Genomic DNA, 13,900 nt, shown 5'->3' with positions numbered 1-13,900 from the left:
TATAATAAAAGAATTGTAATTATGAAGACAGAAAAATTTGGATATAAAAAATTATATATCAATGGTGAACTGATTGATTCAGTAAGTGGAGAAAAAGATGATGTAATCTGTCCAGCGACTGGTGAGGTAATTGCTCAAGTAGCTAAAGCCGGAAAAGCAGATGCTTTAAAGGCCCTAGATGCGGCCCAAAAAGGATTTAAATATTGGTCAAAATTATCTTTAGCAGAACGAACCGAATGGATGCTTAAATTACGCACTGCGGTTTTAAACAAAGAGCACGAACTAAAAACAGCGATGGTTCATGAAATGGGAAAAACTTATGCAGGTGCTAGTGAGGATATTGAAGCGGTTGTGAATGCTTTAGAGTGGTATCCTGGTGCTATGAAAAACATGCGAGAAGAGCAAATTCCGGATTATGAAAATACGCACACACATAGAATGATTTCTAAACCTGCAGGGGTCGTAGTGGCGTATTTGGCTTGGAATTTCCCATTACTAAACGTAGGATTTAAATTAGGTCCCGCATTAGCCTCTGGATGTTCAATTATTATAAAACCTTCTGGATATTCACCCTTATCAACTTACATGATGGGTGAAATTTTAAATGATATTAATTTTCCAGCAGGTGTTATAAATATTTTAGCGGGACCTAGTGATGAGGTAGCCACAACGCTTACTACTAGTCAAATACCAGCAGTTTTAACTATGATAGGTTCAACTACAACAGGAAAAAAAGTAATTGCTGATAGTACAACTTCTATTAAAAAATTAGGCATGGAGTTAGGCGGAAATGCTCCGTTTATTGTGTTTGAAGATGCCGATTTTGATACCGCATTAAACTTAGCAGTTGGTTTAAAATTTGGTAATTCTGGTCAGATATGTGTAGCAGCCAACAGAATTTTTGTTCATAAAAATATTTACGATAAGTTCTTAAAGGCTTATGTAAAAAAAGTATCGGAATTGAAGATTGGATTTGGAACAAAAGAAAACCCAGATGTATTTATGGGGCCAGTGGTAAGTCGTAAAGACAGAGACCGCATGTTCGATTTAGTTAAAGATGCTGTTAGCAAAGGAGCTAAATTGGAATATGGTGGAAAAATCCCTGAAGGTTTTCCAGAAAACGGATTTTGGATAGAGCCAACAATTGTATCTGGAATAACACCTGAAATGGATTTGTTTAAAAAAGAAACCTTTGGACCAGTAGCAGGCATTATGAGTTTTGAAACTGATGATGAGGTTTTAGAGTTAGCGAATGATACTGAGTTTGGTTTAGCATCCTATATCTTCACGAATAACCATAAAAGAATTGAAAGATTTACAGAAGAGTTAGAGTTTGGAGAAATTCAAATAAATGGGGTTAAATATTCTATTTATTTACCGCATGGTGGCATCAAAAATAGTGGTATAGGGCATGATTGTTCTCATTTAGCCTTACACGATTATTTAGTTAAAAAACGAGTTTCAACAGCTATTTAATCAGGGTGAAATCATTTACAATGAAAAAGCAATTTTTATTTATTTCGTTAGCACTAATATGTAATTTATACATTCAAGGTCAAGAATTTATTTCTTTACCAAAAAACATTATGCCCGAAAATAGAATAGCTTTTTCGCTTTATACTGTTCATGAAAATATATTAAAACTTAACGTTCAGTTTTATCCAATAATCAATTTCGAACCGTTTGAAGCAACATTAGAAATTGAAGAAAATGGCAAATGGGTTAAAAGAGCTGATGCACCTATTATATATCCTGGCTATACATCACTTTTTAGAATTGAAAATTGGGATGATACCGAAGAAGCAAAATATCGAGTAGTTCATAATGACAAAGCTTTTTATGAGGGAATAATTCGTAAAAATCCTATTAAGAATGACACTTTTACTTTAGCAGCATTAACCTGTAATTCTGTTTATCCGCAACATGGCGGCGATATATCTAGAGATGATATTGTAAATAATTTAAAAAAATTACAACCTGATTTAATTTTCTTCTCAGGCGATCAAGTTTATGACCATAGTCAACATTACTTATATTGGTTAAAGTTCGGAACAGACTTTGGAGAATTATTAAGAAATACACCAACCATTTGTATTGTTGATGATCATGATGTTGGACAAGGAAATATTTGGGGTGATGGAGGTACAATATCTCCAACTTTAAGTGGTATATCAGGTGGGTATTATAGACCTGCTGAATATGTAAAAGAAGTAGAAAGAGCACAAACTAGTCATTTGCCAGATGCGTATGATCCAACTCCAATTGAACAAGGCATTGGGGTTTATTATACTGATTTAAAATGGGGAGGATTAAGTTTTGCTATTTTAGAAGACAGAAAATTTAAGTCGGGGTTATTAGATTTACCTAAATACGCCCCAGACATTTTTCCTGATGGCACAAGAGACGCCATTTTTGACCCTAATATCGACACCAGAAAATTAGATATTCCGGGAACGAAATTATTAGGTGATCGTCAATTAAAGTTTTTAGAAGATTGGACAACCGATTGGGAAAATGCTGAAATGAAAACAGTATTAACTCAAACGGTTTTCGCTATGGTGAATAACTATACTGGTAAACACGATCGTGAAATTATTGCAGATTTTGACACGAATGGTTGGCCACAAACAGGAAGAAATAAAGCACTGGCGGTAATAAGAAAAAGTTTTTCACCAATGATTGGGGGAGACCAACATTTAGCCACTTTTGTGAAGCATGGTATTGACGATTGGGGAGATGCAGGTTATTCTTTTGTTACGCCTGCGATTGCAAATTATTGGATGCGTTGGTGGGACCCTAAAGTTCCTGGAAAAAATAAAGCTAAAAATGCACCCTATTATACAGGTGACTTTTTAGATGGATTTCAAAATAAAATAACTGTAGAAGCTGTAGGGAATCCATCGGAAGAACAAAAACAAGAAGGTGGCAAATTATCTACGAGAGTAGCAGGATTTGGCGTTATAAAATATAATAAACCCAACAGAACCATCACTTTTGAATGTTGGCCAAGAAATGTTGATATTATGGATCCTAACCAAAAACAATATGTTGGTTGGCCAATAATAATTTCACAAATGGATAATTTTAATCCTAAAATTTCTTTTGAATTACCAACCTTGAAATTGTCTAAAGAAAATCAAGTAGTTACAGTAAAAAAGAATTCTACTAAAGAAGTCGTATCTTCTATTAGAACAATAGGAAAAACCTATCAACCAAAAGTATTAGAATTAGGCTCTTATGTAATAGAAATTGGTGAAGGCAATACGCCTGTAACCTTTTTTGAAGTTCCTTCGGCAAAAAAGAACCCCAAAGTTTTAAATGTTACGTTATAACTCTCCCTGTTTAATTAAATAATAGAAGTAAAAATGAATAATAATAAACAAATACAAATCTCAATATTGATAACAGTTGTTCTGATTTGTTTTACCATATCTTTTGGGAATGCACAGACAACAAAGACTAACAATTCCAAAGATTATTTTACCGAGGTTACTAAGGAGTTTCCAAGACAAGAGGTGAATTTAAGAAAATGGGATGCTCCTGTAGTTGCTGATTTAGATAAAGATGGCTATCAAGATTTATTGATAAACGACCACGGTTTTGGTATTCAAGTGTGTTGGAATAACAATGGTAAATTCGAAAAGCCTTATGATCTTGTCATGGGAGATTTACATGGTATTTCTATTGGTGATATTGATTTTGATGGAAATTTGGAGGTCATAATGTCTCGTGGTGGAGGTTCGGGTAGCAATGCCAGAAACTCAAAAACCTTTAGAGTTACTAAAAGTAGAGAGTTCATTGCTTTACCTGATTTTAATGTGCCATTAGAGTTAATGAGAGGCAGAACATTGCAGTTTTTTGATGGCGATAACGATGGCGATTTAGATTTGTTGAATTTTGCTTTTCCAGGGGCCGAAAAGAATGGCGAAAGTGAAAATTATGTGTATACAAACAATGGCAATGGAGAGCTTGTCCTTCATTCTACACTACCTGCAGTAAAGGCTGATGGTCAAAAAACATTGGTTACTGATTTTAATAACGACGCTGTTTTCGATTTGGTAATGTACGGAAATGGAAATGTTAAAGCATATAAAGGCAATGGCGATTTAACCTTTACCGACGTTTCAAAAGAAGTACTTCCTTATGACATTAAAGATGTAACAGGAATCGCGGAAATTGATTTTGATAACGATGGCGATTTAGACTTATATTTTACAAGAGGCAATGGTTTTGAAATTGGAGAAACCTTTTTTGATAACGAAACAAAGACTTTTGGATTTTTTACAAAACGTGGCGAATTTAATTTTGAAATACCCGTTGGAGATATTTTAAAATTAGAAAATATGCAATCGCAATGGCCAAATGCTGATACTTATTATATAGGTGAAGCATCCTATGATTATACTTTTGAAGGCGAAACACATACCGGGAAAGATATTAAATTGGTGAATAGTAATGCTCTTGGATTTCCTGATAAAACTAATTTTAAAGATAAAACAGGTTGGTACATTGGTTATGTAGGTAATAAAAACTGGAGAATCGCTGGTTATCTTTGGGCACCAGCAACAGGTATTGTTCATGGTGTAGAAGCGTATCCAAAACAGAATTATCCAGAAGAATTAAGCGATATTTTATTAGAAAATAAAGGGCAAAAATTCGTTGATGTCACTAAAGAACAACATGTTTTTGAAACATCAAATAATGAAGGGGTAACGATTGCAGATTTTGACAACAATGGTTTTCAAGATATTCTCATTGTAAAAAGAGGTGATTTAATTCATACTAATGAATCCATAATTTTTCTAAATAAAGGAAAATCAGGATTCGAAAAACTAATCAATCATCAAATTATTTCTAAAGAATTAGGCGCCATAGGAATGGCTGTAGAAACCATCGATTATAATCAAGATGGAAAAATGGATGTGGTTGTAGGTAATGAAAGAGGGCTGTGGCACTTGTTTAAAAATGAATTGGTAGAAGTTGGAAATAGTAATTTTATAACGATAGAAGTTGGAAATTCTATTTCAGGAAAAGCAACCGCTTTAGGAGCTATAGTTGAAGTAAAATCGTGTAATAACAAGCAAATTCAAAGAGTAGGTTCAACAGGGGCACAATATTCTCAAGGGCTTAACAATTTTATGAATTTCGGATTAGGAAGATGTAAGGAAGCTGTAAAAGTAAAAGTAACCTATACTAATGGTGAAACCCTAGAAAAAAATATCACCACTTTGAACACTAAAATTTTAATAGGAAATAAGAACTAATTTTTATCAACTAACAAACCAACTAAATAATTCAATTAATATGAGCAATTTTAAAAAAAACGCCTATAAATACTCTACCATTGTAGCAATGGGTGGTTTTGTCTTTGGGCTTGATGCTGCTTTAATTTCTGGAGCATTCAAATTCATTACAGCAGAGTTCAATTTAAATGAGTGGCAAGTTGGTGCTCTAGGCTTTGGACCAGGAATAGGTGTTTTGATTGCTTTACCATTAGCAGCTTGGTCGAGTAACAAATACGGACGAAAAGCAACTTTGAAAGTAATTGCTGCTTTGTACTTAATATCCGCGTTGGGCTCTGCTTTTGCACCTTCTTTTGTTACATTATTTGCAGCACGTCTTCTTGGAGGTTTAGCATTTAGTTCGATTACTTTAGCAGCTATGTATATTGGAGAAATAGCACCTGCTGAGTATCGAGGAAAGTTAGTGTCAATGACACAAATTAACATAGTTATTGGTCTTACAGCAGCATATTTTATTAATTATTGGATACTTCAAAATGCTAATTCTGATGAGGAATGGGTAACTGCTATTGGATTAAAGCAATATACTTGGAGGTGGATGTTAGGTATTGAAATTGTGCCAGCTTTAATTTGGTTTGGATTACTCTATCTTGTGCCTCGTAGTCCAGCTTGGTTAATATATAAAGGTAAATATGAAGATGCTAAACGTACATTGTCAAAAGTTGTTCCTGAAAATGAAATTGATGCACATGTTGCAGAAATGAAACTAAGTGTTGAAGAAAGTAATCAAGATAGATCGGTAGGAAGTCAGATGAAAGAAATCTTTAGTAAAAAGATGACTATCGTTACAATCGTAGCATTTACAATGGCTATAGTGCAACAATCTACAGGTATCAACGCTGTTTTAACCTATGCACCAACAGTAATGGAGCAGTTAGGTTTAGGAGAGCAAGCAGCATTTCAACAAGCCATCTGGATAGGATTAACAAGTATCCTTTTTACTGTATTATCATTAGTGTTAATAGACAAGTTAGGAAGACGCCCCATGATGATTTCTGGATTAATTTGGGTGATTTTAAGTCTTGGTATTTGTGCCTACGGATTTGGTTCTGCAAAATATGAAGTAACTGAAGAAGCTATTGCGGAAATGCAAGACATCCCAGATGTAAATAAATTATCTGCATTAGTTGGTGTGTCATTCGCTACTGATATAGAGTTTAAAGAAGCCGTAAAAGGAGTTATGGGAGATATTTCTGCCAGAGACAATTCTAGTGTTTTTCTTCAAAAATCGGCTGTACTTAATGCCACTTTAATTCTTATTGGTATTTTAAGCTTTATCGCAGCATTTCATTTTTCGGTTGGACCAATTATGTGGGTATTACTTTCGGAAATTTTCCCTATTTCAGTTAGAGGGATTGCCATTCCATTTTTTGCATTGCTTTCTAGTACTATAAGTGCTTTAACACAGTTCTTATTTCCTTGGCAACTGGCAACCATGGGTGCAAGTACTATATTTTTATTTTATGGTGGAATCGTTTTTATAGGTTTAATAATTCTTTTTAAATACCTACCGGAAACTAAAAATTTAACGATAGAAGAGATTCAATTAAAATTAAAAACAAAATAACTGATTATAATGACAAATCTATTAAAACACGTTCCAAATTTCATTCTCCTATTAGCATTAATAGTAGTTTTTGGTTGTAATGCCCAAAAAAAAATTAAGACTGATAAATCGGTTCAAACTATTAAAAGCACTTTAAATCCGTTTTCAGACCAAGAAAACAAAGAAGGCTGGGTTTTAAATGACGAAATTAGTGATGAATTTGAAGGTACTTCAATAGATACCACAAAATGGTTTGTTGAAGGTCAAAATGGCGATTATTACATTTGGAAAGGGCGTGCACCTTCACAATTCGTGCCGCATAATGTACGTGTTGAAGATGGGAAATTAAAATTGAGAACGGCATGGGAGCCTGATTATCCATTTTTTCAAGAAACATATACCGATGGAAACATGGGAACTGCCAAATATGGTGAATATGAAGGAAAACCGATTCCTGTAACAACCGCTGGTGTTATTTCTAAAAAACGTTTTTTAAACGGGTATATGGAAGTAAAATCTAAAGTAGGAAATGCTGCTATTACAGGTGCATTTTGGGCTATTGGTTATGAACAAGAATTGGATGTGTATGAATTAATGGGTAACCCCAAAAAACCGGGAAACATTAAGGCAAATTCTTATTTAGCTACGGCTCACGATTGGAGTCCACCAGCTAAAAGACCAACAAATGTATTTCAACATACTGAAGATTTACCTTATAGAACTGCTGATGAATTTCATGTTTATGGTGCAGAATGGGGCGAAGATTTCTTAAAATTATTTATCGATGATAAATTAGTTCACCACTTTACTCAAAACGATGTGGGATTAGACTGGGTACTTAATAACCCCATGGAGGTTTGGTTGGATTCTGAAATTTTCTTTTGGTTAGGGCTGCCTCATAAAGAAGAATTACCAGTCGACTTTGAAATTGAATACATGAGAGTTTGGCAAAAACCTTCAGATAATTTACTAGCAAAAGACCGTGCTTTTTACGGTTTTGAAGGTCCAATCTTATTTGAAGATGTCCCAAGACCATTAACCATGGTTCCTGAAGATTCTAATGCTAATGCGTATCAAAAATTTTGGTTAATTGATGAAGGGTCTTCTAAATATTTTTCAATAGTAGAAGGTCAATATGCAAGTGGCGTGGAGAGTCTTCAATTTGCAGGATACGGTAAAGGCGAAAATTTTGAAGTTGAAAAAGCTTCTGTTTTAACACCTGAAGGTGCCATAAATATAGGAACTGGTGATTACACTTTTTCTATGAAAGTATGGTTGGATCAAGGTAGGATTTCGGAAAAAATATATGTTTCCTTTGAAAATCCTAAGCTAGAAATTGTTTTTAAAGATTTATCTAAATTAGCTAGACGTCAATGGGTAACTCTTGAGGCCAACATTTCAAAAACTGCAGCTTCAGCAAAAAACGATCAACTTAAAATAGAAATTAGAAAAGAAGATTTACCGAAAGATAAAGCTCCGAAAATTTTTATTGATGATATCGCAATAAAAAAAGCAAAAAAATAAATTAAAATAAGATTACACTATAACCATACTATTATGAGCACAAGTTCAAACAAACATAGCAACGCCATAACAAACAATTTTGAGAGTCCGTTTGTAAAGTTAAAAAGCATCAATTTTGGAGACTGTAAATGGAATTCAGGATTTTGGGCTGAAAAAGTAAAAATTGCAGAAGATAAAATGCTTCCTTATATGGGCGATTTATTATGTGGAGACATCGGTCATGGCTTAAACAACTTTAAAATTGCGGCGGGAGAAAAGAAAGGTGTTCATAAAGGATTTTATTGGCATGATGGCGATTTCTATAAATTTATGGAAGCCAAAATGTACGTGTACGGTCTTACTAAAAACGAATCTATATTAAAAGAATTAGATGAATATATTGGTGTTATTGGACGCGCTCAAGAAGAAGATGGTTACATTCATACACATGTTCAAATTACAGAAGGTGTAGACCGTTTTGAAAATAGAAAATACCATGAAATGTACAATTTTGGGCATTTATTTATCGCAGGATCTGTTCATTATAGAATTACTGGTCAACGTAATTTTTTAGACATTGCTGTAAAAATGGCCGATTTGTTATGTGCTTATTTTATGCCTGACACAAAACATTATCAGCGCTTTGGATTTAACCAAACTCAAATTATGGGATTGGTAGAATTGTATAGAACTACAAAAGATAAAAAATATTTAAAACTTGCGGAAAAGTTCATCAACAGAAGAGGAACTTATGAAATTAAGCATGATTCTACAACACTTGGTTATCCAATTGGTGATATGGTTCAAGAAAGAACACCTTTTAGAGAATCTAAAGAAGCCGTTGGTCATGCCGTTTTAGCTTTGTATTATTATGCAGGAGCTGCCGATGTGTATGCCGAAACTGGTGAAAAAGCATTACTTGATGCTTTAGACGCCTTATGGGAAAATGTTACAGGTAAGAAAATGTATGTAACTGGTGCGGTAGGTCAAGCCCATTACGGCGCTTCTACCAATTTAGATATGATTGAAGAAGGTTTTATAGACGCCTATATGATGCCAAATATGACTGCTTATAACGAAACCTGCGCAAACTTATGTAACGCCATGTTTAGCAGTAGAATGATGGCTATTAAAGACGAATCCAGATATGCAGATATTATTGAATTGGTGTTGTATAACAGTGGTTTATCAGGTATAAGTATTGAAGGGAAAGACTATTTCTATTCAAATCCATTAAGAATGGTAAATAATTCTAGAAATTATGATTCACATGCCGATGTTACTGAAAGTCCAGTAAGACAACCTTATTTAGAGTGTTTTTGCTGTCCGCCAAACTTAGTTAGAACTGTTTGTAAAAGCTCAGGATGGGCTTATAATCTATCTGAAAACGGAGTTGCCGTCGTATTATTTGGCTCAAATAATTTAGATACCACCATGTTGGATGGTTCTGTGTTGAAATTATCACAAGACACCGAATATCCTTGGAAAGGCTTGGTTAAAATAACGGTGGATGCATGTAAAAATTCTGCATTTGACATTAAAGTTAGAATTCCAAAATGGGCAGTAGGAAGTACGTTAAAGGTAAATGGCGAAGCTACCGGAGTTGAAGTGATACCAGGGACTTTTGCACATATCAATAGAATTTGGAAAGCCGGTGATACGATTGTTTTAGATATGCCTATGGAAGCCACATTAATTGAAGGTCATAACAGAATTGAAGAAGTACGCAATCAAGTAGCGGTTAAAAGAGGCCCTATTGTATATTGTATTGAAACACCAGATTTACCAAAAGATACAGGGATTTTAGATATTTATTTAAATGGAAACGTACTATTAGAAGCTGTACATAAACCAGATTTTTTAGGTGGTGTTACCGTCGTAAATGCAGAGCTTTTACTAAGGCAAGGTAAAACAGATGAGATGTATCAAGCGGTTTCAAAACCAATTTTTAAATCTCATAAAACACAGTTAGTTCCTTATTTCGCGTGGAGTAATAGAGGCCAAGCTGAAATGACGGTTTTTATGCCGGTAGTTTGGAATATTTAGAACATAAAAAGACTGTACATTTTAAAACCAAAAATATGCTGCCTTTAAAAGCTTTCAAATGTGATTTTTCAATATGTCTATAATGCTGAATAGATTTATAATGTTAATAATAAACAAAAGGAGATGGGTTTATTTGATAATAAAAAATATGTTGTAGGACCGTTTATGAAAGTAAGCGATCCTGCTTTAGTGGAAGTAGCTGCATTTGCGGGCTTCGATTTTGTAATTATTGATTTAGAGCATGGTCCAAATTCTATCCAAACTATTCAAAACCATGTTAGGGCAGCACAAGCCAAAAATATTGTTCCGGTAGTTAGAGTCCCGGAAATCAATGAAAACATGATTTCAAAAGCATTGGATATTGGAGCTGCGTATGTTCAAGTGCCTCAAATAGAAACTGCTTCAGACGCAAAACGTGTGGTTAAAGCTGCAAAGTTCTTTCCAGAAGGTTCTAGGGGTGTTTGTAGATATGTTAGAGCCGCAGATTATGCTTCCATGCCTAAGGAGAATTATTTCGGTGACGCAAACAAAAACACGGGCGTTATTATCCACATTGAGGGAAATATAGCCTTTAATAACATCGATGAAATCCTAAAAGTGGAAGGTGTCGATGTTATTTTCATTGGCCCATACGATATGTCTCAGTCTTGCGGTGTACCCGGGCAAGTAAATCATCCAATCGTAATTTCGCAAATGAAAGAGATTGTAGAAAAGGCATCTCGGTTAGGAAAAGTAGTAGGTACATTTGTAGAAAGTCCAGAATCTGCCAAACAGTGGATAGATCTTGGTGTTAAATATATTTCTTACGCGGTGGATGTCGGTATTTTTTATGATGCCTGTAAAGGTATTGTAGAAAAGGTGAACGCACAATCTCTAGACTGTTTAGCGGTTTAAATTTATTTTTTTATAATTCAAGTATTAAGCATGTGAAATCAATTAGAATTGTAATTAGATAAATTTTAATTGGTATTTGGTAAGTTTTGTTCATATTTAAATTCATAATAATGGTATGACCAATAATTTTGATATTATAATAACGAACTTAAACGGTCAAGTATTTTAAAATCAGAGCGATGTATAGCAAATTAATCCAAAATTGTTTGCTTTAGATTTAAGTCCAGATTTATCCAACAGAATTTACACCGTTACCATTCAAGATGGAAATAAATTATTCAGCAGAAAATTTTTAGTAAATAAATAGAGAATATGCTTGTTCGTTTAAAATATAAAGTGTTATTAATAATAATCACAGTTTTATTTGTGGGTTTTGGCAATGCACAAACACAAGAAAAATTGGCGCAAGCTAAAATCAAAACCTTAAATACACTAATTTCAAAAGTAGAGAAACAAGGTAAAGATGTTTTAAAAGAGAAAATGACGGTTCGCACAGCCGAAGTTTTTTTAGAGTTCGCAAATTGGGATGAGAAAAACGTTTCAATGAATACCGAGTTATTTAAACTAGTTAGTAATTATAAAGATAAAGCTACTGAAACGGCAACCGAACTCCCGAATTTTGAGCGGACTGATGTCATTAAAATGTTAGATGAAGCCATTGAATACATCACACTTTTAAAAGACGGAAAAGTAAATAGAAAAGAAATTCCGAATGTTGATTGGAAAAAAGTGAATGTAGAGAAAGCACAAATTACATTTAACAACCGTCCTGTATTTTTAGCAGATTATACTTGGAAACCTGAAACAAAAAAATTAGAAGAGTTTTATGGAAGTTTAGACGGTTTTTATATTTCTCCCGCACAAATAATAAATGCATCAGGAGAAGTAAACGAAAATATTCTGAGTAATTTAAATAGCAAACCAAGTGTAACCCCTGGTTTTGTTTTTATCAATAATAAAGGGGTTCCAAAATGGGCAACAACCAAATATGGCGACGGTTTTACCAAGTTTCAAGGGCCTCCTTTTTTTGATTATGATATTGATAATCCGGGAGCCAAAGAAATGATGTCTTTTTTAATAAAAGAAACCGTTCCGAAAATGGCCGGAAATAAATACACGGATTTGGGTTATATGCTTTGTAATGAACCGCGTTGGATTAATTATAAAAATGGCAATAAAAAAGTTTGGTATAATAGTGAAGTGAGTAGTTATACTATAGAAAAATTTAAAGCTTGGTTAAAAGAAAAACACAGTTCCATAGCCAATTTAAATAAAATTTGGAAAACAAATTATACATCGTTTAATGAAGTAACTATTGAAAATCCAATAGATGTAGCTCTTCAAGGAACGCCGCAATGGTATGATTGGAGTACGTTTAACGACGCGCGTGTATTGGAATGGTTTACTTGGATGAAAAGTGAAATTAGAAAATATGATCCGAGTGCAAAATCGCAATTAAAAATTATGCCTTCCTTTTTTACCGACAACGACCCATGCACTGGAATTGATTTAGAAGCGCTCGCAGAGTTAAGTGAAATAAATGGAAACGACATTGCTGCACATTATAATTACACACGTAACGGAAAAATGGGGTGGGAAGATGACTATATTTTTGGTTGGAGAGAATTGTTTTTGGGCTACGATTTCTTGAAATCTGTACAGCCAAATCAAATAAATTTTAATTCAGAAAGCCATTTATTAAGTACTAGTCATACACGAGACTTGTATATGAATCCAAAATATGCTCGCGCCGTTTATTGGGCAGCAACTATTTTGGGTATGAATGCTTCACAAACTTGGTATTGGCCACGAAAAGCTGATGGCTCCTTAAAAGAAAACTTTAGTGATAATGCTTACGGTGGGTCAAACAATCAGCAACCCCGTGTTACGAATGAACTGCACGCTACTATCATGGATTTAAATTCATATAGCGAAGAAATAGCAGCGATGCAAAATCAACGCAAACCGATTCGAATTTTTTATTCAAAAACGTCTGCATATAATAAAGGCGAGTACATGGACGATTTATTTGAGCTCTATGAGTCATTAAATTTTGAAGGCATTCCGTTGGGCTTTGCAACAAAAAATATTATAGCTAAGCAAGACCCATCAAACTGGGATGTTGTGCTGGTTCAAAAAACAGAACAGGTAACACAGGACGAATTAGAACAACTTCAAAGTTATTTAGATAAAGGCGGAATAGTAATAGTTGATAAAGTGAGTTTGAAATTTAATGAATACGGTATTGCTTTACCAGATTTAACTCAAAGTAAAGGGACTTTAATTATCGTCGATTTATTAGAAGACATGAAATTGAAAGCATTACAAATTGTGGAACAAAAAAATAATGTCCCTGAAATTACAATTATAGAAGAAAACGAAACCGATATAAATGGTTGTACATGGAAATGTGTAAAGAATGAAAAAGGAAACAACGTGCTTTCCATTATTAATTTGGGAAAAACAAATGCGACTTTGAATATTCAATTTAGAAACTCAAAAAATGAGACAACTTGTTTCGATTTGTTGAACGGTATTTCAATAAGTTCTCAACCAACATTAAAACCATACGAAGTATTATTTGTTGAAGTAAAAAACGAAAAATAAA

At 33.9% G+C, this 13,900-nt stretch carries 8 protein-coding genes; all 8 read left to right on the top strand.

All coding sequences use genetic code 11. From position 1 onward, the window contains the following. The first annotated feature begins 21 nt into the window (after nt 1-21). The 8 genes from EV196_RS08070 (at nt 22) to EV196_RS08035 (ending at nt 13,899) form a co-directional block, all read left to right on the top strand. Nucleotides 22-1,476 carry an aldehyde dehydrogenase family protein gene (locus EV196_RS08070; RefSeq protein WP_132217162.1) on the top strand — a complete coding sequence of 485 codons (1,455 nt, stop codon included), beginning with the start codon at nt 22-24 and terminating at the stop codon, nt 1,474-1,476. Between the two features lie 20 nt (nt 1,477-1,496). Next, a complete protein-coding gene (locus EV196_RS08065) occupies nt 1,497-3,332 on the top strand; it encodes a metallophosphoesterase family protein (protein WP_132217160.1) in 1,836 nt (611 codons plus the stop codon). 33 nt (nt 3,333-3,365) lie between these two features. After that, a complete protein-coding gene (locus EV196_RS08060) occupies nt 3,366-5,264 on the top strand; it encodes an FG-GAP repeat domain-containing protein (RefSeq protein ID WP_132217158.1) in 1,899 nt (632 codons plus the stop codon). A gap of 40 nt (nt 5,265-5,304) precedes the next feature. Continuing rightward, nucleotides 5,305-6,870: an MFS transporter gene (locus EV196_RS08055; protein ID WP_132217156.1), complete on the top strand. Its 1,566-nt coding sequence runs from the start codon at nt 5,305-5,307 to the stop codon at nt 6,868-6,870. 9 nt (nt 6,871-6,879) lie between these two features. Beyond that, on the top strand, nt 6,880-8,373 hold the full coding sequence (locus EV196_RS08050; protein ID WP_132217154.1) for a family 16 glycosylhydrolase: 1,494 nt from the start codon (nt 6,880-6,882) through the stop codon (nt 8,371-8,373). A 33-nt stretch (nt 8,374-8,406) separates the two neighbouring features. Then, nucleotides 8,407-10,398 (top strand): glycoside hydrolase family 127 protein, encoded by a 1,992-nt coding sequence (locus EV196_RS08045; protein WP_132217152.1) that lies wholly within the window; start codon nt 8,407-8,409, stop codon nt 10,396-10,398. A gap of 123 nt (nt 10,399-10,521) precedes the next feature. Next, nucleotides 10,522-11,292 carry an HpcH/HpaI aldolase family protein gene (locus tag EV196_RS08040; RefSeq protein ID WP_132217150.1) on the top strand — a complete coding sequence of 257 codons (771 nt, stop codon included), beginning with the start codon at nt 10,522-10,524 and terminating at the stop codon, nt 11,290-11,292. A 336-nt stretch (nt 11,293-11,628) separates the two neighbouring features. Continuing rightward, nucleotides 11,629-13,899 carry a beta-galactosidase gene (locus EV196_RS08035; RefSeq protein WP_165876126.1) on the top strand — a complete coding sequence of 757 codons (2,271 nt, stop codon included), beginning with the start codon at nt 11,629-11,631 and terminating at the stop codon, nt 13,897-13,899. Nucleotide 13,900: the final 1 nt, after the last annotated feature.

The organism is Mariniflexile fucanivorans (assembly GCF_004341235.1).
Taxonomy (GTDB): Bacteria; Bacteroidota; Bacteroidia; order Flavobacteriales; family Flavobacteriaceae; genus Mariniflexile; species Mariniflexile fucanivorans.
This window is presented reverse-complemented; position numbering and strand designations above follow the sequence as displayed.

Excerpts from the sequence above, each read along its gene's own strand:
- EV196_RS08070 (WP_132217162.1), top strand. The coding sequence starts at position 22 with ATGAAGACAGAAAAATTTGGATATAAAAAATTATATATCAATGGTGAA.
- EV196_RS08065 (WP_132217160.1), top strand. The coding sequence starts at position 1,497 with ATGAAAAAGCAATTTTTATTTATTTCGTTAGCACTAATATGTAATTTA.
- EV196_RS08060 (WP_132217158.1), top strand. The coding sequence starts at position 3,366 with ATGAATAATAATAAACAAATACAAATCTCAATATTGATAACAGTTGTT.
- EV196_RS08055 (WP_132217156.1), top strand. The coding sequence starts at position 5,305 with ATGAGCAATTTTAAAAAAAACGCCTATAAATACTCTACCATTGTAGCA.
- EV196_RS08050 (WP_132217154.1), top strand. The coding sequence starts at position 6,880 with ATGACAAATCTATTAAAACACGTTCCAAATTTCATTCTCCTATTAGCA.
- EV196_RS08045 (WP_132217152.1), top strand. The coding sequence starts at position 8,407 with ATGAGCACAAGTTCAAACAAACATAGCAACGCCATAACAAACAATTTT.
- EV196_RS08040 (WP_132217150.1), top strand. The coding sequence starts at position 10,522 with ATGGGTTTATTTGATAATAAAAAATATGTTGTAGGACCGTTTATGAAA.